This is a genomic window from Aquimarina sp. KJ22-3, assembly GCF_055808215.1.
The window spans coordinates 3,277,125-3,299,149 of record NZ_CM147859.1; the positions used below are offsets into that span (position 1 = coordinate 3,277,125).

Below are 22,025 nucleotides of genomic sequence, written 5' to 3' on the forward strand. Positions count from 1 at the left end.
AACTATCTCCTATTCTACTCCTTTTTCAATTCATTTTTTCCTATTTTTCTTGCTGCAATCCTTATCCTATAATATAGGTAATTATGATATCTCTAGAAGAACATATACAATCCATCAACCACTCACGAGAACAACGAAACGATTTTGCTCATCTCATCCTGGACAACACAGAGTTATTACCGGAGTTGTTGCAAATCTGCGCCCAGGTACACGAAGAGATTTCGTGCAGAGCCTCCTGGGGTTTGGAGTTTTTGTGCAAAAAGAATTTGACTGCCATTCTCCCCCATTTGGATCAACTGGTAGATTTGGTCCCAAAAGTCTACAAACATCCTGCAGTGCGACCTATGGCCAAGATTTATGAGTACCTCATTCTTGCCTATTACAAAGCCAAAAAACCTGAGGTTAGACAGCATCTTACCCAAAATCATCGTGAAAAAATAACCGAAACTTGTTTTGATTGGATGATTACGGACCAAAAAGTGGCTCCACAAGCCTATTCTATGACCTCTCTTTATCTTTTGGGCACCGAGTTTGATTGGGTACACCCCGAACTAAAAACAACGCTGGAAAACAATTATAATTCGGGAAGTGCTGCTTATAAGGCTCGATCGAGAATGATTCTTAAAAAACTCAGATAACTGACAAAGAAGTCTTTAAATTCTTTTTCTGTCATCAACTGTAAATCAAATCTTATATTTTATCTTTGCACCTTTCAAAAAAACACAACATTATGTCTACATTTCCTTTGCAAGCTATCTCTCCTATCGATGGACGCTATGCATCAAAAACCAATGCCTTGAGTGCATTTTTTAGCGAAGAAGCATTAATCAAGTATCGCGTATTGGTAGAAATCGAATATTTCATTGCTTTATGCGAACTACCATTACCTCAACTTAAAGATGTAGACACTACCCTATTTGACAAATTACGAGAAATATACACCACTTTTTCTAGTGAAGATGCGTTAGCTATCAAAGACATCGAAAAAGTAACCAATCACGATGTAAAAGCGGTAGAGTATTTTATCAAAGAGCAATTCGATGCCTTAGGTTTACAGGAGTATAAGGAATTTATCCATTTTGGATTAACCTCACAAGATGTAAATAATACTGCAATTCCTTTAAGTATTAAGGAAGCGATGAGCAATGTATATATTCCTCAATATTTTGAGGTGCTCGAAAAATTAAAATCGTTGATGAATGAGTGGGCTGCTGTACCTATGTTGGCTCGTACTCACGGACAACCTGCCTCTCCTACTCGTTTAGGAAAAGAGTTTCAGGTATACGTTACACGATTAGAAGCGCAGTTTGATCTTCTAAAAGATATCCCAAGTGCTGCAAAATTTGGTGGTGCTACAGGAAATTACAACGCACATAAAGTTGCCTATCCTGATATTGACTGGAAAGCGTTTGGAACCGACTTTGTGCAAGAGAAATTAGGATTACATCACTCTTTCCCTACCACACAAATTGAGCACTACGATCATATGGCTGCTTTATTTGACGGACTAAAACGAATTAATACCATCCTTTTGGATCTGGATCGAGATGTTTGGACCTATGTATCTATGGATTATTTCAAACAAAAGATCAAAAAAGGAGAAGTAGGTTCTTCGGCTATGCCACACAAAGTTAATCCTATTGATTTTGAAAACAGTGAAGGAAACCTGGGTATTGCCAATGCCCTGTTTGAGCACCTTTCTGCCAAACTACCGGTGAGCAGATTGCAACGTGATCTTACCGATAGCACAGTACTGAGAAACGTAGGGGTTCCTTTTGGGCATACAATTATTGCTTTTCAAGCCACGCTAAAGGGATTGAACAAATTACTACTGAATGAAGAAAAGTTTGCTGAGGACCTGGAGAACAACTGGGCGGTTGTAGCTGAGGCTATCCAGACTATTTTGCGTAGAGAAGGGTATCCAAATCCATACGAGGCCTTAAAAGGACTAACCAGAACCAATGAAGCGATCAATCAAAACTCTATCGCTAGTTTTATTGATACTTTAGAGGTTTCTGACGCCATAAAATCTGAATTGAAACAGGTGACCCCTGCAAATTATACGGGGATATAGTCGCTTCGGCTACGCTCAGCGACCGCCCCAATTATAATATTGCATACAGGATTCACCAATCAAACAAGGGTTTCGGCTACGCTCAGCGACCGCCGCAATGATCATATTGCATACAGGATTAACCAATCAAATATGGGTTTCGACTACACTCAGTGTACCGCCGCAATTATCATATTGTATAGTAACATTTATCAAATAAAAGTGCGTTTCGGCCGTGCTCAGTGTACCACAAGATGATTATCAATTTAATGAACAATGTACACTTCGGCTACGCTCAGTGTACGACAAACGGAGTCGAAGTGTACGAAATAAAAAAGCTTTGTCGGTGATGACAAAGCTTTTCTTGTTTTTTGATGTGATGAATGGCAGTTGACCACTAATCGAAGTTCTCTGCTATCTTTTTGAATGCACTTAGATCCATTTTATCCATGGACTTTGCTAATTTGGCAATATTTTCAGGTTTCATATTATCGCCCAATACTCGCACAAGAGCCAATCCTTTTTCAGAATTGGTAGCAAATACGATCACTTCATCGATTTCTTCTTCACTCCCTAGAAACTTAATGGTAGCTTTAGTACCGTTAGAGCCCATACGCATCAGCGTTTCATATTTTTCATTGCTTAATATCTTGTTGATATTAGCACTTTCTTCTTCATATCTTCCTTGTAGCTCATCTGTAAGTTTTAATGCCAGGAAGTTTACCTTTTTTATACTTTCTAAAGTTTCTTTTTCATCTGCAGAAAGTTCTACCTCATCTTTATCTAATAGACTAGAAGGAATGTCTACCGCGATAAAATCCTGATCATTCTGGTGATCTACAAAATATTGTTGTAATGATGTTTCGCTGCTACAGCTAGCAAATACTAGAAGTGTTGCGGCTGCAAGGCAAGCGATTCTGATTAATTGTATCATGATTTTCATTTTTTTGGTTCCGATTACTCGGAGTAGTTGATTGTTTTTGATTGATGATGATGTTGCCATAATGAGTGGTATCAAACCAATGATTCAACACCACTCAAAAGGACAACGGATATATAAATACCTATTACTTATTCTTTTTTACGTTTTTAAGTTCTTCTCCACCAGGTACATTTAAGTGATCGGCGATCTTAGAAACTTGTTTCAAGTCAATATCTCCTGTGATGGTTAACACCACTGTATCAGGCCCATCACCATTCTCTTCTATACCATCAAGGAACATAAATAATTCGCTTACGTGATCTTCATCCTTACCAGGTTTTGAATAGAATTTCACATTTTTACCATCAGAATTCACTCTCATCAACTCATCTAGAGTAGATCCTTTCAAATATTTAGAAACATCTGCTCTCATCTTCTTCCCAATTTCATCATTATCAGTAGCAAATACTTTGATATTCTTAATGTTTTCTACAAGGTTCATATATTCTTGAACCTCTGCATCGTTACTCTCTATATCGATTTTGCTTAATAGCTTAAACATTTTACTGGTTACGATTACAGACGATACGTCTTTCATATTTTCGTACTTATCAAATGCCCCTTGCGCGTTTGTTATGTAGGGTGCTATGGCAAAAACTAAAACTATTACTAACTTTTTCATAATTACTAACATTTAATTCCGGTTGTGTGTTATTGATCCGGAGTATGGATTTTTGTATTTTACTTTATTAATTTGTTCTTGGTGTTTTCAAATTCATTGAGGTATACCAAATTTTGTTTGGCAGTCTCAAATTCATTAAGGTACACCAGGTCCTTTTTACCCTCATTCATTAATTGCGAAACCATATTGAGGATTTTTTTGGTTTCTTGTAATGCTATTTCAGGATCTTCATAGGTTCCTAACTCCTCTGGTTGGGTTGGTGTCTTGGTAAAAAACAGCCCTGCAATAATTGCAACAGATGCTGCTACCCCCACCCACTTGTACCAATTGGTTTTCTGAACCGGAATATCAATATCCCTGGTAGCGGTTATATGGCTCTCTGCTGAAAAAAACTGAAATAAATCTTTGTATCTCTCCAAATGCGACGGCACAGTTTCTCCGGTAAAATAAACCTTTAATTCTTTTTCTTCAGAAATGGTCGTTTCGCCTTCAAAGTACTTTTCCAGTAGTTTTTCAATATTAGACAACTCCATAATTGTGTTTTTTTAATAATTCTTCTCTAATTTTTTTCTTCCTCTTGATAACGCTACTCTCACTGCTGTTTCATTAATCCCTAACATCTCTGCGATTTCTGCATTATCATATTGTTCTATATCTCTAAGCTGGATAATCATTCGCTGTTGTTCCGGCAAACCATTTAAGATTTTACCTACCCAATCCAAACTATCTTTTGCTTCAACTTGTCTTTGTAACGATGGTCGTTCATCCTTATAATTACTATGTACAATTTTTAGGTTGCCTGTTTCTTTGGCTTTCAACTTATCGTAACAGTAATTTTTGGTCATCGTCATCGCAAAAGCTTCTACATTTTTATATTCAGACATCTTACCTTTGTTCTTCCATAACTTCAGCAAAACCTCTTGCGTAGCATCTTCTGCCTCCTCATTACTCACCAGCAACCGCTTAGCTAAACGGAATAGCTTATCTTTAAAACCATTGGTAAGCGTTATAAATGCCTTTTCTTTCATTTTTTGATTGGTTGATGTAAAACTCCGTACTGTTCTATCAGTTTTTGGTAGCTTTATATAAGGGAGACGACCATCACTCTAATTTGTTACAATCTTTTTTTAATTTATACTAAAGTCCCTATTTTTAACGCTATATATAAAAAAGATACTATGAAGTACTTCAAATATTTTGTGGTTGTATTTCTTCTCGGAAGTATAGCTACTGGATGTTTTGAGGATAATGATGATGTTATCCCTGTGGCTAGTGCTGCAGAAATCAAGGATTTTATTTGGAAAGGGATGAATACCTTCTATCTCTATAAAGCTGATGTTCCTGATTTGGCCAACAATCGATTTTCTTCAGAAGAAGAATACAATAATTTCCTAAACAGTTTTGACACGCCTGAAGCCATATTCGATGCCTTACAGTCGAGCGTAGATGAATTTAGCTTTTTGGTTTCAGATTATATTGCCTTAGAACAGGCTTTTGACGGATTAACCATGAACAATGGGATGGAGTTTGGTCTGGTGAGATACCCTGATGGTTCCTCTAATGTTTTTGGATACGTACGTTACGTATTACCTAACACAGATGCAGCATCCAAGGGTGTAGAACGGGGTCATATTTTTAATACCATCAATGACACACAACTTACTCAGGATAATTTTAGAGCCTTGATCAATCTGGATTCGTATACCATTGGTTTGGCAACATTTGATGGGACCAATATTACTCCAACAGGGACATCAATATCATTAACCAAAACTCAATATATTGAAAATCCCGTTTTTATTTCCAAAACCATTGATGTGGGAGGAAACCTAGTTGGATATATCATGTACAATGCCTTTACGGCAGACTTTGACGATGAGTTGAATGCAGCAATAGGAGCTTTAAAATCTGCAGGGATTACAGATTTGGTATTAGATCTAAGATATAATGGTGGAGGATCTGTAGAATCTGCGGTAGATTTGGGGAGTATGATCACAGGTCAATTTAATGGCGAAGTATTTACTGTAGAAGAATGGAATGCCGAATTACAAGATCGATTTGCAGATATTAACCGCTTTAACCAAGAAATAAGAACCGGAGAAGCTATTAACAATCTAAACCTATCCAGAGTATATATTTTAACCACCGGGAGATCAGCTTCTGCAAGCGAATTGGTGATTAATGGCTTGGACCCGTATATAGAAGTCATCCAGGTGGGAGAAAGTACAAGGGGAAAATTTCAAGCTTCTATTACTGTTTATGATTCTCCAGATTTTGGGAGACAAGGCGCCAATTTAGGACACACTTATGCCATGCAACCCTTGGTACTGCGATCCATTAATTCTGTAGGGTTTACAGATTATTTTGATGGCTTTGCTCCAGAAGTTGAGATCGCAGAAGATTTTGCAAACCTAGGCGTACTTGGAGATCCCAATGAACCTCTTTTGAGCGCTGCTCTTGACGCAATATCTGGCACAAGAATTGCTGCAAAATATCAGACTGTTCAGCTCAAAATTGTAGGAGATAGCAATATGTTTTCTCCTGTTTACGAGTTAATGTATGATTAACGAATCCTCAGCATTAACACACTAATTAACAGTTGTTAGTATTGCGTTGTATTGGATAAAACCATATTTTTACAAAAATTTAACATAAAGCTATGAATACAATCAAATTCAAATTATTACCCCTTTATCTATTTTCATTGCTGTTGATCTTTTCCTGTTCAAGTGATGATGGAGATCCGACCCCTGAACCAGAACCAGTAGTCATTAATAACCCAGATCAAGATCTGGATGAATTTATATGGCGCGCTATGAATACTTGGTATTTATACAAAACAAGCGTTAATGATCTAGCCAATGACCGATTTGCAAATGAGCAAGAGCTATTTCAGTTTTTAAACGGGTTTGGTTCTCCGGAAGAAACCTATGATGCTTTAAAATCAACAAGAACCATAACTGCAAATGGTCAGGTCTTTGATGAAGATCCCTTTAGTTTCATCATTCCAGATTATGTGGTTTGGGAAAACCAAAATCAAGGTATTGTAACCAGTAATGGTATGAGTTTTGGTCTTATCGCCATTCCAAACACCAATAATGTGTTAGGATATGTGCGTTACATAGTTCCAGGAAGTGATGCAGCTGCCAAAGGAGTGACTAGAGGAATGTATTTTAGTGCTGTTGATGGTGTAAACTTAACCACAGCAAGTGATTTTGGCGCTGTTTTTAGTCCTGCTACTTATAGTATTGATATTGTTACCTATAATGGTACCAGTGCAACTTCTACTGGACAAACTATTTCGTTAACAAAAGCAGAAATAACAGAGAATCCAATTCTTGTCTCAGCCACTTTAGATTACAATGGAGAAAAAATTGGGTATATGATGTATAATTCTTTCCGTGCACCTTTTGATGAGCAACTAAATGATGCTTTTGGTCAGTTTCAAACAGATGGTATTACCGATTTAGTATTGGATTTGCGATACAACCGTGGTGGTCGAGTATCTAGTGCAGTAATATTATCTAGTTTAATTACAGGACAATTTAACGGACAAGTTTTTAACAAGACGAACTGGAACCCAGAATTGCAAGCACAGTTTCAAGTGGATGCTCCGAATCTTTTGGTTGATAATTTTACTAATGTAACCTTAGACGGAACTCCTCTTAATACATTAGGTTTAACAAGAGTTTATGTTTTAACATCTAGTACTAGTGCATCTGCCAGCGAATTAGTTATCAATGGCTTAGATCCTTATATAGACGTAATTCAGGTTGGTCAGACTACTTCTGGAAAATATCAAGCATCTCTTACATTTTATGATACTGATAACTTCTTCAGAAGCGGAGCTAACTTAAACCCAGATCATACGTATGCTATACAGCCATTGGTTTCACAAAATGCTAACGCAAATGATGTTACCGATTATGCTGCTGGTTTATTTCCAGATGTTAATTATTTTGAAATCAATAGAGTATTAGCCGGAGAGGATATTGGAGTACTTGGAGACGTAGATGAACCTCATTTAAAAACGGCATTAGATCTAATTACTGGTGCTACGGTTGCGAATGAAGACACCAACAAAACAGGATTCATTAATAATGATATCTTGTGGGAACCAGAATCAGAGCTTCCTGGTTATCAACAAATGTTCCTGAATTTTGATGAAAGTCCATTTTCTAGAACAACTACTAAAGAATAAGGAATCCTTATAGAATACAAAAAACGCCATTCGTGATCAGAATGGCGTTTTTTTATTGTGGTTATTTTTATTCCTTAGAAATCCAAATTCAATCCAAATCTGGCATTTCTACCACGAGTACTAAATCCAAAAATTTCCTGATAGTCTTCGTTGGTAATATTTTCTAAAGCTGCAAACAGACTTACATGCTTAGACACTCTGTGGTTGATCGATAAATCAACTAATACATACGAATCCAAAGTAATCGGTTCTGAAGCAAAAGTAGCCAGATTAAAGAAGCTATCGTCTCTCTCATCATTGTACTGAAAATTAATAGCCGTGCTTGTATTTTTGCTAAATTGATATCCAACATTCGCATTTACCTTAATCTCAGGGATTCTAATTTGAGAAAGATCTTCATCTACATCGGTATAGGTAAAGTTACCTGCCAATGATAATTTATCCTCCAGTAATCTAGAGCTAATCTCAAATTCTAAACCACTTGTGCTAAAGTCTGCATCAATATTTTGGTATTGAAATACAAAACCTCCTGTATCTACAAAGTCTACAAAATTTTCTTCATCACGCTTAAAATACACTGCACTAATACGTAGTTTCTTGTTTGAAGAAAACTCCAAACCAGCCTCTAGAGTAGTATTCTCTTCAGGATCTAACTCCTGGTTACCAAAATTAGTCGAGTACAGTTGGAATAAGGATGGAGTGATGTAAGCGGTAGAGTATGACGCTAAAGCTTTGATATAACTCTCATCAAATTTATATGTATACGACGGGTTTACACTATAAACCAGGTGTGTACCGTACTCACTATGAATATTTAATCTTGCTCCGGCATTCACGTTTAATCCAAAATCAGATACATACACTACATTTACATAAGGGTCAATAATATCAAAATCTGCTACCTCATCATTAATAGTTTGCACAAATTCTTGCCCTCTTGCAGATGCACTAAACCCATTATAATCATTGTTAGATCCGTTCACCCCTATAACCGTATAAAACATATTATTGAAGTTGTACTTGTTATACAAATCGTAAGAATAAAACCTACTCTCGTTTTTGGTAGCAAACGTATTGGCAAAAAAGTCACGATCTAACAAAGAGTAACTGTTGGTAAACACCAAACTCCCTTTATTGTACTTATATTCTGCAGCCGCACCTGCTCGTAGCTGTCTGCTAAAAGCATCATTATTAGCATCAGCTCCTGCCCCTGCATCAAACTCATTATTATATTGATCCAAGCTTCCAAAAAGATCAATTTTTAATCGTTCGTTTACCTCATACCCTACTCTTGCATTCACATTAAACTTCGAATAGGCATCATCTTCAAAAGTAATGTCCGAAGTATCATCTGGTAATTTTTCTGCTGCAGATAAGCCTTCTGCAAAGTGATTGCTAAAACTTGCCAGGTAAGTTACCTTACCAACAGTTCCATTAATAGAAGCTAGATTTACAAACTCATTAATATCATAATCCTGATCGTCTTGAGATTGATTGGTTCCTAAACTCGATTGAAAGTTTGCAGATATCTTTTCTTTACTCCCGGTTTTTGTAATAATATTCACCACAGCCGTAGACGCTCCAGATCCATATAATGTACTAGAAGCTCCTTTCAGGATCTCAATCTCTTTAATTTGATTTACAGATAACAATCGTAAGTCAAACTCACCAGTAATCGTAGAAGGATCGCTTACGGTTACTCCATCTACTCGTATTACTACTTGTCGATTACGCCCACCTCGGATAAAATATCCAAGACTTTGACCAGGAGCACTGGTATTTCCATTAATCTCGATACCCGCAACACGGTTCAATACAGTTGCTACCGATTGTCCTTTGCTTTGCTCCAATTGTTCTGTGGTAATCTTCGTAATTACTTTACCACTTTGCTCTCTTTTTAATCCGAACTTAGAGTCAGAAATCACGACTTCCTCTAATTCGTTTACATTTTGGTCTTCCTGACTTTCCTGACTTATCGCCATAGAAGAACCCAGCAGTAAAAATGCTGCCCCAAAAAACATTCTTGTGTTCATTGCTTAACTATCTTAATTTTAAAAAATTAAGGGAAAAAAGTATGTAGTTTACCCATACCCAAACCTTTATCCCGAAAGTTTGATACTGTTGAATATTGGCAGGTCTCCTGGCTTGCGTCTTGTTATTTACCTTCCCATCGTTACCTTGGTAAACGACAGTGGTTCTATTGCAGTAGTAATAACAAGCACCGATCTAGATCATCGGCTTAGCTTACAGTTGCGGGAACAGCTCAGGATTCCTAAATTTAATAGTGATTGTCAACATAAATTTTTCACCTGATTCCCTTTTAATCCTCAACACTTCGAAAAGTGCCTCAGAACCAAAATTCTGCGCGAATGTATTATATTTTATGGAATTTGTGATCAGTTTAACAAATAAATAATTTATAGAACTACCTTTGCTCTCTTTAAAACCAAAAAAATGTTGTATTACATTACAGGGGGAGAACGTTCTGGCAAGAGCAGCTATGCGCAAAACCTGGCACTACAGTTATCCGACACCCCTTATTACCTGGCCACATCAAGAATTTGGGACGGAGATCATCGCAAACGTATCGATCGGCACATTGCAGATCGCGATGAGCGTTGGACTTCTATAGAGGAGGAAAAAGAAATCTCTACAGTGATTCCCAAAGGAGGTACTATTGTAATAGACTGTGTAACACTATGGCTTACCAATTACTTTATCGACACCAAAAATGATATTGAAGAATCATTGCGCTTAGCCAAAGAAGAGTTTAATAAATTACTGGATATCGATGCTACCATCATCATCATTTCGAACGAAATCGGAATGGGGGTTCATGCCGCTACCGAAGTAGGTAGAAAATTTACTGAACTTCAAGGTTGGATGAATCAGCATATTGCTAAACATGCCGATAAAGCCACCTTAATGGTATCCGGGATACCTGTAGAAATCAAAAGCACAAATTAATTCTATTTTATGGAGTTTAACATACAGCCGCTCTCTAACGAAGATTTAAAAACAAACCTTCAATCCAAAATTGACAACAAAACAAAACCCATAGGTGCTTTGGGAACATTAGAACAAATAGCACTGCAAGTGGGTATGATTCAAAATACCGAAAACCCCGTTTTAAAAGAACCTACAATTGTAGTTTTTGCAGGAGATCACGGTATTGCCAAACAAGGAGAAGTCAATCCTTATCCGCAAGAAGTCACCGCCCAAATGGTCTATAACTTTCTAAACCAAGGAGCTGCTATCAATGTATTTTGTAATCAACATCAAATACAACTCACCATTGTAGATGCCGGAGTAAATCATGATTTTGAAAGTATCCCTGGTTTGGTGGATGCCAAGATTGTACATGGTACAAAAAATTATCAGCACGAAGCTGCCATGACTACAGACCAGTGTTCAACAGCTATTCGTAAGGGAGCAGATATTGTAAAAGCGGTTTTTGACAGCGGAAGTAATATCATCGGCTTTGGTGAAATGGGAATTGGTAACACCTCTGCAGCATCGTTATTGATGTCTTATTTTACCAAAATTCCGGTTGCAGAATGTGTTGGAAATGGCGCAGGTAGCGGATCCGAAATTGTAGCCACGAAGAAACGTATCCTAAATGAGGTTTTCGAAAAACACTCGGTGACATCTCCAATGGAAGCATTAGCAACCTTCGGTGGTTTCGAAATTGCGATGATTACAGGTGCTATGCTTAAAGCTGCCGAACTAAAAATGACGATTGTCGTAGATGGTTTTATCGTTACAGCAGCGTTGCTTGTAGCCCAGGCATTGCATCCGGAGGTAATAGACTATTGTATTTTTGCACACAATTCTAACGAGCAAGGACACCAAAAAATGCTGGAGTTTTTAGGACAACAACCTTTACTTAATCTAGGAATGCGTCTGGGAGAAGGTACTGGTGTTGCCGTAGCTTATCCTATTATAGCATCATCCATAGCATTTTTAAATAGTATGGCTAGTTTTGAAAGTGCCGGAGTATCTAACGCATAACCTATGAAAAAAGAGATTCATATTTTCTTTACTGCTTTGATGTTCTTTACTCGTATTCCTTGTCCGAAATGGGTAAATCATGATCCTCAGTATTTACGACTAAGCGCCAAGTATTTTTCTTTGGTTGGTATTATTGTTGGTGGTATTGGAGCAGCTGTTTTTTACGGAACTTCTTTCCTTTTTTCTAAAGAAATAGCCTTATTACTCTCTATGTTTTCTACGATCTATGCAACAGGTGCTTTTCATGAAGATGGTTTTGCCGATGTATGTGATGGCTTTGGTGGAGGTTGGACCAAAGAAAAGATTCTTCTTATCATGAAAGATTCTCGCCTTGGAACTTATGGCACGATTGGAATCCTCATGCTATTGGCCATAAAATTTGTAGCACTATCAGAGCTACCCATCGAATATATCCCTATTGCTCTAATTGCGGGGCATAGTCTAAGTCGTTTTATTGCTGTAACCCTGTTATATACACATCCCTATGTAAGAGAAAATGATGACAGTAAAGCAAAGCCAGCAGCAAAAAACATTAGCTTTACAATGGTTTTAGTAAGTGCCATTTTTGGTATTTTACCGTTATTATTTTTTATGAATCCATGGTTGTTTCTTACCTTAATCCCCATGTATATCTCCAAAATGTTTTTGGGAGCCAAGTTCAAAAAATGGATCGGAGGCCAAACTGGTGACTGTGCAGGGGCTGTACAACAGCTTAGTGAAGTTATATTTTATCTTTCAGCAATCGCAATATGGAATTATATCTGGTAAGACATACCACTCCTAATATAGAAAAAGGCATCTGCTATGGGCAGAGCGATATTGGAGTTACCGATACTTTTCCCGAAGAAGTTAAAGAAATACATAAACAAATACCGCTAGGTGCTATTACTAAGGTGTATAGTAGCCCTTTGCAGCGCTGTAGACTATTAGCTAAAACATTTTCAAAAGAAATCATCTTAGACAAGAGGTTAAAAGAACTCAATTTTGGAGACTGGGAATTAAAATCCTGGGACGCTATCCCTTCAGAACAGTTAACTCCTTGGATGAAGGATTTTGTTCATGTTCAAGTTCCTTTTGGAGAATCCTATACCATGCTTCAAACCCGTGTTTTGGACTTTTATCATTCGTTAGACTTCCAATCTGATGAGAAGATCGCGGTCATAAGCCATGCAGGACCCATAAGAGCATTGTTAGCACATTTACAAAATATCCCACTTAAAGATTCTTTTGATATTAAAATTGCCTATTCTGAGGTTTTTCGTATCTAAACCAGTTCTAGCGTAGCAAAATTGTAATTTGTTGATTTTTCTTTACCCGTTACTTTAATATCCAATGGCTTACGAAACAAGGGAGCGTTGATAACCAACGTATGATACTCTCCATTTTCTCCACATGGATCTACTCCTATTTCTTCTAATTCTTTGAGTAATTGAGTATCTATTTTTCTTCCTAAAAAATCAGGACCTAATACCTGATTACACGAAGTGATAATAGCCTCAATACCATTTTGAATCATTTCGACTACTAGTGGTGTTCTGGCTTCTTGCCATAATGGTAAAATAGCAGATACTCCTGCTGCCTTGGATACTTTTTCCTCCCAGGTTCTATGTGATTCAATATCAATATCACCAAAAACAGAATGCCCAAAGCCATAAGATTGTCGTAGTGATTTTAAATTTTCGATATACAATCGTTCATAATCATCCCAGGTGCTTTCAAAAAAATGAATGGGTAATCCTAAAGCTTCTCCTTGCGCTTCCAAAATTTCTTTGGGAATACCATGCGAACGAGAACGATCACCATGTTCATTCAATACATTAAATAAAACAGTAGGTTTAAATCCACTGTTTGCGGCTTTATGAAAGGCATAACAACTATCCTTTCCCCCACTCCAAGAGCATAAAAATGTTTTTGTTTGCATGGTTACCAATGAGATTACTATTTTCGAACCAAAATTAGTTAGAATTCCCTTTCTTTGATTTACTATTTTTACAAAAAACATCATCATGCGTCATCTTTTTTTACTACTTCTGTTATCTTTCTATGTATCAGGATGTAAACAAAACAAGGAACAAACAGAACCGCTAACTGTCATGTATTTGGCACCTCAAAATATTGTGTATGCCAAAGGGTTTTCGGTAACGCATCACAAAACGTATAAGGAAATTAAGGTGACTACTCCCTGGCCGGATGCAAAAAATGAACTTACCTATATCTTACACCCCAAAGGAACCGAAAAACCATTCAAATCGAATGAAGCGATTTTTATTGAAGTTCCTTCAGAGAGAGTTGTTGTTACCTCTACCACAGATATTCCCATGTTGGAATATTTGAATTTGGAGGAAAAACTAGTAGGTTTCCCACATACGGATTATGTCTCTTCAGAAAAAACGCGTGCACTCATTGATTCTGGAAAAGTAAAAGAACTAGGAAAAGAGTACAATCTAAATACAGAAATGGTATTGGATCTTTCTCCTGATTTAATCATTGGGTTTTCGGCAACAGGAGATACCAAAGCCTACGATCTTATTCAAAAAACAGGAATCCCTGTGGTGATTAATGGTTCCTGGATGGAAGAACACCCTTTGGGAAGAGCAGAATGGATCAAATTTGTGGCTGCCTTCTTTGGTAAAGAATCTGATGCTGAGGAAATTTTTCAGAACATAAAAGAAGATTATACACAGTCTTCCACTCTGGCAAAAAATGTGGAATCATCACCTACCGTGATCTCTGGTAGTATGTTTAAAGATGTATGGCATGTTCCTGGTGGTAATAGCTATATCGCGCAGTTTTTAAAAGATGCGGGTACAGATTATCTATGGAAAGACACTAAAAAAAATGGTAGTCTTGCGCTTAGTTTTGAAAGTGTTCTGGAGAAGGGGCAAAATGCTGATTTGTGGATAGGTTCGGGTAACTCAACCTCTTTACAAGCATTGCAAGAAAAGAATCATCAGTATGCCTTATTTGACGCATTTAAAAATAAAACCGTATATTCTTCAACATTAAAGATGGGCCCCAAAGGGGGATTAATTTATTATGAATTAGGCCCCATGCGTCCAGATTTGATTTTAAAAGATATCATTCATATTGCGCATCCAGAACTGCTAACCGATTATGAACCTTATTTTTTTGAAAAACTGAACTAATTGACCCCAAACAAATCATATAAAAAAGTTTTTATTGGTATCAGCCTATTGCTCCTAATCTGTTTTGTTGCTAATATCAGTCTGGGATCTGTATTTATTCCCTGGTTAGACACATTAAGTAGTCTATTTGGGGGCAATGTCGAAAAAGAATCCTGGAGACATATCATTATCAACTACAGATTACCCAAGGCGATTACTGCTGTTATTGTAGGTAGTGGATTAGGCATCTCTGGATTATTGATGCAAACACTTTTTAGAAATCCTTTGGCTGGTCCTTTTGTTCTGGGTATCAGCTCTGGAGCTACTCTTGGAGTAGCCATCTTAATTCTAAGTAGTTCGTTTGCGGGAGCAGCGGTATCTTTCTTTATTGTATCCAAATGGAGTCTGGTTTTGGCTGCCAGTTTAGGAAGTGTTTTGGTCCTTTTTGCAGTGATGCTAGTTTCTATTCGAGTACGAGATACTATGGCGATTTTGATTATTGGTTTAATGTTTGGTAGTATTACTGCAGCTGTAGTAAGCGTTCTATCTTACTTTGCTCCTGCCGATCAGTTACAACAATATATTTTTTGGGGCTTCGGAAGTTTGGGGAATTTAACTTGGAACGATGTTTTGATCTTCTTCGGGATTTTTGCTATTGGAATTCTCCTTACCATTTTCTCCATAAAACCATTAAACACCTTATTACTCGGTGAGAATTATGCCCGTAGTTTGGGATTAAATATTAAAACAAGTCGTTTCCTTATTATTCTTTCTACAGGTATTTTGGCGGGAGGAATTACCGCTTTTGCTGGCCCAATTGCTTTTATTGGTTTGGCTGTACCACATCTCACCCGACAATTGTTCCATACTTCGGATCATAAAACGCTAATACCCGCAGTATTACTCATCGGTAGTATTATCATGCTGGTTTGTGATAGTATTGCCCAATTACCATCAAGTGAATATACGTTACCGATTAATGCCATTACTTCTCTTATTGGTGCTCCGGTGGTGATTTGGTTATTGGTTAGAAAACGCAAAATGTTATTCTAAAAGTTAACTTTCTTTTATTTCTTTTGGTATACAAAATCAACTATCTTTAAGATCAAATCATTGGATATGAATGCTACAGAATATCTAGAAGGAATACAAAAGCAATTTCAATACTATAAATCTTTAGGAGAAAAAACCATTGATCAATTACCCGCCGAACAACTCTTTTGGCAATACAATGAAGACAGTAATAGCATTAGTATTATTGTAAAACATCTTTGGGGAAATATGAGGTCTCGATGGACAGATTTTCTAACCACCGATGGCGAAAAAGAATGGAGGGCCAGAGATGCAGAATTTGAAGATGATCTCGCTACCAAAGAGCAAATTCTGGACAAATGGAACGAAGGTTGGACTTGCCTCTTTAATGCACTGGATAGTATTACCGAGGATAATTTTGACCAACCTGTTTATATCAGAAACATCGAACACTCCATTACCGAAGCGATCAACCGACAATTAGCGCATTATTCGTATCATGTAGGTCAGATTGTTTTTCTGGGAAAAATGATCTCAGGCTCGCAGTGGCAAAGCCTTTCTATCCCCAAAGGAAAGTCCTCCGAATACAATCAAAAAAGGTTCTCCGTACCAAAACACAAGGCACATTATACCGATAAATTGATGAAAGATAACAAAGGCTAAGAAATTGAATTCCTGAAATAGTCAATAACTCCTTTCGGTTTGTTAATAACTATGGTTTTCTGCATGACCTAATCCTTAGGGATTACAATTATATTTGCGTAAAACTGTACAAAACTAGTCACACATACAAATGAAATTTATAGTATCCAGTTCATATTTATTAAAACAACTTCAAGTATTAGGAGGAGTTATCAATAATAGTAACACCTTACCCATTTTAGATAACTTTTTGTTCGAATTAGATGGTAACGCTTTAACGGTTTCAGCTTCGGATCTGGAAACCACAATGTCTGCCAAATTAGAAGTAGAATCTTCGGATCAAGGCACAGTGGCTGTTCCTGCAAAATTGTTGTTAGAAACCTTAAAAACATTTCCTGAGCAACCTTTGACCTTTGTAGTTGGAAATAATAATACTATTGAAATTAGCTCAAATCACGGTAAGTATGCTTTGGCGTATGCTGATGGAGAAGAATTTCCAAAAGCTGTAGAACTTGAAGATCCGAGTTCGACTACTATCCTAGGAGATATTCTGGCTACCGCTATTAGCAAAACAATTTTTGCTACTGGTAATGACGATTTGAGACCTGTGATGAGTGGAGTGTTCTTTCAATTTTCTACAGAAGGATTGACCTTTGTGGCTACCGATGCTCATAAATTGGTGAAATACACTAGAGAAGATGTACAGGCTTCTCAATCTGCAGAATTTATCATGCCTAAAAAGCCGTTGAATTTGCTTAAAGGTATTTTGGCAGGAAGCGATAGTGAAGTTATGATTGAGTATAACGAATCTAATGCAAAATTCACTTTTGACGAAACACAATTAATTTGCCGTCTAATCGATGGGAAATATCCAAATTATGAGGCAGTAATTCCAAAAGAGAATCCAAACAAGCTTACTATTGCCAGAACGCAGTTTTTAAATTCGGTGAGACGTGTATCTATATTCTCGAATAAAACTACACATCAAATTCGTTTGAAAATTGCTGGTGCCGAGTTGAATATCTCTGCTGAAGATATCGATTACTCCAACAAAGCAGAAGAAAGACTTACTTGTGACTATCAGGGAGATGATATGCAAATCGGATTCAACTCTCGTTTTTTGAGCGAAATGCTTAATAATCTCAATGCCGACGATGTGCAACTGGAGATGTCATTACCTAATCGAGCTGGTATTCTTACTCCTGTAGATGGACTAGATGAAGGAGAATATGTGACCATGCTAGTGATGCCAGTAATGCTTAACAACTAGAACATAAAATCATTAAAAATACCATTGTACATCCAATCCTATAGCCAGGGTTGGATGTTTTGGTTTATAATTTTCTTTGGAATCCTTCTCTTTTTATAGTAAGTTTATCAAGTAAACTTAAGTGAAATTGGCTACGATAAATCCATATATTACGTTTAACGGAAATTGCGAAGAAGCTTTTCTATTTTACAAATCCGTTTTCGGAGGTGATTTTCGTTATGTAGGAAGATTTAATGAAATGCCAAAGAATCCTGATTACGCTGTGGATGAAGCCGATTTGGAAAAGATCATGCACATTTCCCTTCCAATTAGTAAAGAAACTATTCTAATGGGAAGTGATACCTCTGAAGCATTTGGAGGTCCTGTTAATCAAGGAAGTAATTTTTCAATTTCAATAAGCGTAGACACCATAGAAGAAACTACAAGAATCTTTAATGCTCTTTCTGAAGGAGGAAATATTACTATGCCTCTGGAGAAGACATTTTGGGGTTCTTTTTTGGAACCTTCACAGACCAATATGGTATCCACTGGATGGTGGGCTGTGATGTAGAAAATAATACCCAATAACCCTAATATTATAAAAACACCTACTATGAAAATTAAAATAGTACTAATGGCACTCTTGGTAGGAGTAATTGCCACCGGATTTAGTCCCAAAGAAGATGTTGAAGGATACTCATATGCTTTAGAAGTGAACTCACTTTCTGGAAAAGTAGAAAGTTTTGATGTCAAAATTGAAACTACTCCAGCGGGTCATACCGAGTCTAAAGAAGTTGTTTTAAGAGGTATGCAAACTCCCTTTAAAAAGAACTTGAAAAGTGGAAAGCACGTTATAAAGATTATTACCAATAGCGATCAAAAAACTGTAGAAGCAACTGTAATAGGTCTGTTGCATGATCAAAAACAAAACTTTGCTTCATCGGTAAATGATAAAATTAAAACCTTGGAGTTGTTTGCTGGTCCAAATGGAAATTGTGGAGCCTCTCAATAAAGTATTGCCTCACATTTCATTGATCAGAAAATAATTTTAGTCATGGTCAATTAAAAATTCATATAGCATCTTCTTGAGATGCTATATTTGTATAGAGACAAATCATATGCAAAAAATTGGAGTTATAGGGGCTACTGGTATGCTGGGGCACCATGTTGCAAAACTAGTTCAATCTGATCCAGACCTCGAACTCTTTGTAATCCATCGAAAAAATTCTAATCTCTCTACTATTTCAGATCTTACATTTCAGGCAAGAATAGCGGATCTCAACGACAAGGATAGTTTAATTACGGCTTTCGAAGGATTGGATTATGTATTGAATTGCGGAGCGTACTACCCTACTATCCCTAGGCCCTTGAAAGAAGAGTTGAATATTGCTAAAAAGCAAATCAACAACTTTGTTGCTGCTATCAAAGAGAGCAGTGTCAAGAAAGCATTGTATTTGGGAGGTGCTATAGCAATCCCCAAATCCAAAACCGGAATCGCCAACGAAGATGAAATTTATACTCAAAGTCCAAAAAACAAATCCGCCTATGTACAGGTAAAATGGATAATGGATAAAATCGCAAGAGAAGCCGGTGCAAATGGAACACCTATTGTGATTGGTATCCCTTCGATGACTTTTGGCGAATACGATTATGGCCCTTCAACCGGACGTATTATTACCAATACTGTAAACCAAACCTTACCCGGATACGTGCAAGGAGATAGAAATGTAGTGTATGCCGGAGATGCTGCTCGTGGATTGTTACTGGCTTGTTTCAAAGGAAAAATAGGACATCGTTACCTTATTACCGGAGAAAATGTCTCCATGAAAACGCTTATTGAAACCATTATCAGATTAGAAAATATTGATCAAATGCCAAAATCAGTATCACTGGGCCTGGCGAAACTAATTTCAAAAATTAAGATTACCAAATACAAACTTTTTGGAGGAGAACTGCCTCTTCTGGACGAAACTGCTATAGCTGTGATGTCTGCCGGGCAATTCCTAAACGGAAACAAAGCCAAAGAAGAGCTCGGATACACTCCACAAACTACTCTAGAACAAGCTATACGTAATACAATTGACTGGTTTGTATCTCAAAAGTACATCTCCAAACCCTAGCGCATTATCCCTATGAAACTCATTCCTGCCACCGATAGTTATCCACTCTCTGCCCAAATTTACAGATCAAATAAGGACGTTTCAAAAAACAAAGTCCTGGTCATGAATTCTGCAACGGCGGTGGATAAGAAATTGTATCATCATTATTCGGTATACATGTCAGAAAAAGGGTATAACGTTATCACCTATGATTATAGAGGAATTGCAGCTTCCAGACCCAAAAAGCTAAGAGGGTTTACAACTTCGTTTTTAGAATGGGGGCAATACGATTTTTCTGGAGTAGTTGATTTTGCATTACAAGAGTTCCCTGATCAACAACTTTTTGTTTTTGGTCATAGTATCGGTGGAACCATAATTGGTATGACAGAACATTGTAAAAAAATAAGTGGTATCATCAACATAGGAGCTCAAACTGCTTATTACAAGGACTGGGATAAAAAACAGAGACGAAAGATTTATTTTCTTTGGCATGGGGTGTTACCACTAATTACTAAAGTAGTTGGTTATTTTCCGGGTAAGAAATTAGGAATGCTAGAAGATGTGCCCAAAGGGGTTATTGACCAATGGCATCAAAGACGTTTGCAAGAAGATATGAAAGAGCAGCTCGAAGCAAACGGAATCCAATTTTTCTATGATGCTTATCCCAATAAATTGCTAACTTTGGGAGTAGAAGATGATCCTATTGGCACCGAAACGGCTATCCGAAGAATTCATGATTCTTTTGTACAAGCCGATAAACAATTAAAGGTAATTCAACTAAAGGATGTACCTACCAATAAAATTGGTCATTTTGGTTTTTTCAGCAGGAAATTTAAAGATACCCTCTGGAAAGAAACACTGCATTGGTTTGATGCTATCTAGGAAAATAAATACGTAAATATTGCATTGTTAATGACGAAACAAGACCTAAAAGACTGTCATACCAGAATCACTCCTTATATTCATAGAACTCCTGTTCTTACTTCTCGATTGCTTAACGAAATTTCTGGAACTTCTATTTTCTTTAAATGTGAGAATTTTCAGCGTATGGGAGCTTTCAAAATGAGAGGTGCTGCCAATGCTATTCTTCAGCTTACCAAAGCACAACAATCCAAAGGAGTAGTTACCCATTCTTCTGGGAACTTTGCACAAGCTTTATCACTTGCGGCCAAAAGTTTGGGGGTAAAAGCTTACATCGTAATGCCTTCTACTGCCCCACAAGTCAAAAAAGATGCTGTAAAAGGATATGGAGGTGAAATCATAGAATGCCCTCCTACCCTACAAGATCGAGAAAATACTTCGATGCAAATCCAAAAAGAAAAAGGAGCTACTTTTTTACACCCTTCTAATGACCTGGATGTTATTTTGGGGCAAGGTACAGCTGCTCTGGAACTATTAGAAGACCAACAGGATTTGGAATATATCTTTACCCCTGTTGGTGGTGGTGGACTTATTGCAGGTACCGCTCTTGCAGCTCACTTTTTTGGAACTAATTGTAAAGTGATCGGTGGAGAACCTTTTGAAGTAGATGACGCCTATCGATCGTTGCAAAGTGGCAAAATTGAAACAAACACCAGTACCAACACCATAGCAGACGGACTTAAAACCCAGTTAGGAGATATTAATTTCCCAATCATACAAAAGCATGTTTCTGAGATTATACGAGTAGAAGAACAAGAAATTATCCATGCCATGAAATTGATCTGGGAGCGTATGAAAATAATTATAGAACCTTCTTGCGCGGTACCTTTTACAGCTTTGCTTAAGGATAAAGAACGTTTCCAAAATAGAAAGATAGGTATTGTACTATCTGGTGGTAATGTGGATTTAAATCACCTCCCTTTTTAGACAATAAGAAGTCTATCAGCCATTGCTTTAAGCTTTTATATTTTTTTTAACATTTCTCAAAACTCCTCTATTTTAAGCAGTTTACAGAAGCATCTCCTAATTTTTTAGTAGAACTACTAATCAATTAGTTGTAAAACTAATCGATTAGTAGTATGTTTGTG

At 37.1% G+C, this 22,025-nt stretch carries 22 protein-coding genes, 1 pseudogene and 1 riboswitch; of the genes and pseudogenes, 17 read left to right on the forward strand and 6 right to left on the reverse strand.

Features of this window, described 5'->3' with window-relative positions; genetic code table 11:
- The first annotated feature begins 83 nt into the window (after positions 1-83).
- Both AC0L3Q_RS15080 and purB read left to right on the forward strand, forming a co-directional pair.
- Complete coding sequence (locus AC0L3Q_RS15080) at positions 84-638, forward strand: adenylosuccinate lyase (protein ID WP_473280591.1); 555 nt, start codon at positions 84-86, stop codon at positions 636-638.
- Between the two features lie 92 nt (positions 639-730).
- A complete protein-coding gene (gene purB, locus AC0L3Q_RS15085; RefSeq protein ID WP_473280594.1) occupies positions 731-2,074 on the forward strand; it encodes an adenylosuccinate lyase in 1,344 nt (447 codons plus the stop codon).
- 376 nt (positions 2,075-2,450) lie between these two features.
- Here purB and AC0L3Q_RS15090 read toward each other — a convergent pair whose 3' ends face one another.
- The 4 genes and pseudogenes from AC0L3Q_RS15090 to AC0L3Q_RS15105 all read right to left on the reverse strand — a co-directional run bounded on the left by AC0L3Q_RS15090 (position 2,451) and on the right by AC0L3Q_RS15105 (position 4,685).
- Positions 2,451-3,056: a DUF4252 domain-containing protein gene (locus tag AC0L3Q_RS15090; RefSeq protein WP_473280596.1), complete on the reverse strand. Its 606-nt coding sequence runs from the start codon at positions 3,054-3,056 to the stop codon at positions 2,451-2,453.
- Between the two features lie 64 nt (positions 3,057-3,120).
- Positions 3,121-3,657, reverse strand: a complete 537-nt coding sequence (locus AC0L3Q_RS15095) for a DUF4252 domain-containing protein (RefSeq protein WP_473280598.1) — start codon at positions 3,655-3,657, stop codon at positions 3,121-3,123.
- A gap of 59 nt (positions 3,658-3,716) precedes the next feature.
- Positions 3,717-4,190 (reverse strand): hypothetical protein, encoded by a 474-nt coding sequence (locus AC0L3Q_RS15100; RefSeq protein ID WP_473280600.1) that lies wholly within the window; start codon positions 4,188-4,190, stop codon positions 3,717-3,719.
- Positions 4,177-4,685 (reverse strand): annotated as a pseudogene (locus tag AC0L3Q_RS15105) (RNA polymerase sigma factor). The gene AC0L3Q_RS15100 and the pseudogene AC0L3Q_RS15105 overlap by 14 nt, the downstream one beginning before the upstream one ends.
- A 150-nt stretch (positions 4,686-4,835) precedes the next feature.
- Here AC0L3Q_RS15105 and AC0L3Q_RS15110 point away from each other — a divergent pair.
- Complete coding sequence (locus tag AC0L3Q_RS15110) at positions 4,836-6,224, forward strand: S41 family peptidase (protein WP_473280601.1); 1,389 nt, start codon at positions 4,836-4,838, stop codon at positions 6,222-6,224.
- Between the two features lie 92 nt (positions 6,225-6,316).
- A complete protein-coding gene (locus tag AC0L3Q_RS15115) occupies positions 6,317-7,858 on the forward strand; it encodes a S41 family peptidase (protein WP_473280604.1) in 1,542 nt (513 codons plus the stop codon).
- A 74-nt stretch (positions 7,859-7,932) separates the two neighbouring features.
- On the opposite strand, the gene AC0L3Q_RS15120 is transcribed toward AC0L3Q_RS15115, so the two are convergent.
- Entirely contained in the window at positions 7,933-9,891 is a 1,959-nt protein-coding gene (locus AC0L3Q_RS15120) for a TonB-dependent receptor plug domain-containing protein (RefSeq protein ID WP_473280607.1), read from the reverse strand.
- A gap of 80 nt (positions 9,892-9,971) precedes the next feature.
- Positions 9,972-10,231: riboswitch (cobalamin riboswitch) on the reverse strand.
- Between the two features lie 81 nt (positions 10,232-10,312).
- On the opposite strand from AC0L3Q_RS15120, the gene AC0L3Q_RS15125 reads away from it, so the two are divergent.
- The 4 genes from AC0L3Q_RS15125 to cobC are packed head-to-tail and all read left to right on the forward strand — an operon-like array spanning position 10,313 to position 13,137.
- Positions 10,313-10,825 (forward strand): bifunctional adenosylcobinamide kinase/adenosylcobinamide-phosphate guanylyltransferase, encoded by a 513-nt coding sequence (locus tag AC0L3Q_RS15125; protein WP_473280609.1) that lies wholly within the window; start codon positions 10,313-10,315, stop codon positions 10,823-10,825.
- A gap of 9 nt (positions 10,826-10,834) precedes the next feature.
- Positions 10,835-11,869, forward strand: coding sequence for a nicotinate-nucleotide--dimethylbenzimidazole phosphoribosyltransferase (gene cobT, locus AC0L3Q_RS15130; RefSeq protein WP_473280610.1), 1,035 nt, complete (start codon positions 10,835-10,837; stop codon positions 11,867-11,869).
- A gap of 3 nt (positions 11,870-11,872) precedes the next feature.
- Positions 11,873-12,637, forward strand: coding sequence for an adenosylcobinamide-GDP ribazoletransferase (locus tag AC0L3Q_RS15135; RefSeq protein ID WP_473280611.1), 765 nt, complete (start codon positions 11,873-11,875; stop codon positions 12,635-12,637).
- Positions 12,619-13,137, forward strand: a complete 519-nt coding sequence (gene cobC / locus AC0L3Q_RS15140) for an alpha-ribazole phosphatase (protein WP_473280613.1) — start codon at positions 12,619-12,621, stop codon at positions 13,135-13,137. Before AC0L3Q_RS15135 ends, cobC begins: the two co-directional genes overlap by 19 nt.
- On the opposite strand, the gene AC0L3Q_RS15145 is transcribed toward cobC, so the two are convergent.
- A complete protein-coding gene (locus AC0L3Q_RS15145) occupies positions 13,134-13,877 on the reverse strand; it encodes a Dph6-related ATP pyrophosphatase (protein ID WP_473280616.1) in 744 nt (247 codons plus the stop codon). The genes cobC and AC0L3Q_RS15145 overlap by 4 nt on opposite strands.
- Here AC0L3Q_RS15145 and AC0L3Q_RS15150 point away from each other — a divergent pair.
- From AC0L3Q_RS15150 to AC0L3Q_RS15190, 9 genes are all read left to right on the forward strand, one after another.
- Positions 13,876-15,015, forward strand: a complete 1,140-nt coding sequence (locus AC0L3Q_RS15150; protein WP_473280618.1) for an ABC transporter substrate-binding protein — start codon at positions 13,876-13,878, stop codon at positions 15,013-15,015. The two genes, AC0L3Q_RS15145 and AC0L3Q_RS15150, sit on opposite strands and share 2 nt — an antisense overlap.
- On the forward strand, positions 15,016-16,047 hold the full coding sequence (locus tag AC0L3Q_RS15155) for a FecCD family ABC transporter permease (protein WP_473280620.1): 1,032 nt from the start codon (positions 15,016-15,018) through the stop codon (positions 16,045-16,047).
- 66 nt (positions 16,048-16,113) lie between these two features.
- Positions 16,114-16,689, forward strand: a complete 576-nt coding sequence (locus AC0L3Q_RS15160) for a DUF1572 family protein (protein WP_473280622.1) — start codon at positions 16,114-16,116, stop codon at positions 16,687-16,689.
- A gap of 130 nt (positions 16,690-16,819) precedes the next feature.
- The gene (dnaN, locus tag AC0L3Q_RS15165; RefSeq protein ID WP_073315309.1) at positions 16,820-17,938 is read left to right on the forward strand and encodes a DNA polymerase III subunit beta; all 1,119 of its coding nucleotides are present in this window, start codon (positions 16,820-16,822) and stop codon (positions 17,936-17,938) included.
- 127 nt (positions 17,939-18,065) lie between these two features.
- The gene (locus AC0L3Q_RS15170) at positions 18,066-18,488 is read left to right on the forward strand and encodes a VOC family protein (protein WP_473280625.1); all 423 of its coding nucleotides are present in this window, start codon (positions 18,066-18,068) and stop codon (positions 18,486-18,488) included.
- A 42-nt stretch (positions 18,489-18,530) separates the two neighbouring features.
- The gene (locus AC0L3Q_RS15175) at positions 18,531-18,929 is read left to right on the forward strand and encodes a hypothetical protein (protein ID WP_473280628.1); all 399 of its coding nucleotides are present in this window, start codon (positions 18,531-18,533) and stop codon (positions 18,927-18,929) included.
- Positions 18,930-19,035: 106 nt separating this feature from the next.
- Positions 19,036-20,037 (forward strand): NAD-dependent epimerase/dehydratase family protein, encoded by a 1,002-nt coding sequence (locus AC0L3Q_RS15180; RefSeq protein WP_473280630.1) that lies wholly within the window; start codon positions 19,036-19,038, stop codon positions 20,035-20,037.
- 12 nt (positions 20,038-20,049) lie between these two features.
- Positions 20,050-20,898, forward strand: coding sequence for an alpha/beta hydrolase family protein (locus AC0L3Q_RS15185; protein WP_473280632.1), 849 nt, complete (start codon positions 20,050-20,052; stop codon positions 20,896-20,898).
- Between the two features lie 30 nt (positions 20,899-20,928).
- Positions 20,929-21,864 (forward strand): threonine ammonia-lyase, encoded by a 936-nt coding sequence (locus tag AC0L3Q_RS15190; RefSeq protein ID WP_473280635.1) that lies wholly within the window; start codon positions 20,929-20,931, stop codon positions 21,862-21,864.
- The last annotated feature ends 161 nt before the right edge of the window (positions 21,865-22,025 follow it).

Bases quoted from the DNA above. Each gene is read 5' to 3' on its own strand.
- AC0L3Q_RS15095 (WP_473280598.1), bottom strand. From the start codon at position 3,657: ATGAAAAAGTTAGTAATAGTTTTAGTTTTTGCCATAGCACCCTACATA.
- purB (WP_473280594.1), top strand. From the start codon at position 731: ATGTCTACATTTCCTTTGCAAGCTATCTCTCCTATCGATGGACGCTAT.
- dnaN (WP_073315309.1), top strand. From the start codon at position 16,820: ATGAAATTTATAGTATCCAGTTCATATTTATTAAAACAACTTCAAGTA.
- AC0L3Q_RS15090 (WP_473280596.1), bottom strand. From the start codon at position 3,056: ATGGCAACATCATCATCAATCAAAAACAATCAACTACTCCGAGTAATC.
- AC0L3Q_RS15190 (WP_473280635.1), top strand. From the start codon at position 20,929: ATGACGAAACAAGACCTAAAAGACTGTCATACCAGAATCACTCCTTAT.
- AC0L3Q_RS15185 (WP_473280632.1), top strand. From the start codon at position 20,050: ATGAAACTCATTCCTGCCACCGATAGTTATCCACTCTCTGCCCAAATT.
- cobC (WP_473280613.1), top strand. From the start codon at position 12,619: ATGGAATTATATCTGGTAAGACATACCACTCCTAATATAGAAAAAGGC.
- AC0L3Q_RS15125 (WP_473280609.1), top strand. From the start codon at position 10,313: ATGTTGTATTACATTACAGGGGGAGAACGTTCTGGCAAGAGCAGCTAT.
- AC0L3Q_RS15110 (WP_473280601.1), top strand. From the start codon at position 4,836: ATGAAGTACTTCAAATATTTTGTGGTTGTATTTCTTCTCGGAAGTATA.
- cobT (WP_473280610.1), top strand. From the start codon at position 10,835: ATGGAGTTTAACATACAGCCGCTCTCTAACGAAGATTTAAAAACAAAC.
- AC0L3Q_RS15160 (WP_473280622.1), top strand. From the start codon at position 16,114: ATGAATGCTACAGAATATCTAGAAGGAATACAAAAGCAATTTCAATAC.
- AC0L3Q_RS15120 (WP_473280607.1), bottom strand. From the start codon at position 9,891: ATGAACACAAGAATGTTTTTTGGGGCAGCATTTTTACTGCTGGGTTCT.
- AC0L3Q_RS15100 (WP_473280600.1), bottom strand. From the start codon at position 4,190: ATGGAGTTGTCTAATATTGAAAAACTACTGGAAAAGTACTTTGAAGGC.
- AC0L3Q_RS15150 (WP_473280618.1), top strand. From the start codon at position 13,876: ATGCGTCATCTTTTTTTACTACTTCTGTTATCTTTCTATGTATCAGGA.
- AC0L3Q_RS15180 (WP_473280630.1), top strand. From the start codon at position 19,036: ATGCAAAAAATTGGAGTTATAGGGGCTACTGGTATGCTGGGGCACCAT.
- AC0L3Q_RS15080 (WP_473280591.1), top strand. From the start codon at position 84: ATGATATCTCTAGAAGAACATATACAATCCATCAACCACTCACGAGAA.
- AC0L3Q_RS15115 (WP_473280604.1), top strand. From the start codon at position 6,317: ATGAATACAATCAAATTCAAATTATTACCCCTTTATCTATTTTCATTG.
- AC0L3Q_RS15135 (WP_473280611.1), top strand. From the start codon at position 11,873: ATGAAAAAAGAGATTCATATTTTCTTTACTGCTTTGATGTTCTTTACT.
- AC0L3Q_RS15175 (WP_473280628.1), top strand. From the start codon at position 18,531: ATGAAAATTAAAATAGTACTAATGGCACTCTTGGTAGGAGTAATTGCC.
- AC0L3Q_RS15145 (WP_473280616.1), bottom strand. From the start codon at position 13,877: ATGATGATGTTTTTTGTAAAAATAGTAAATCAAAGAAAGGGAATTCTA.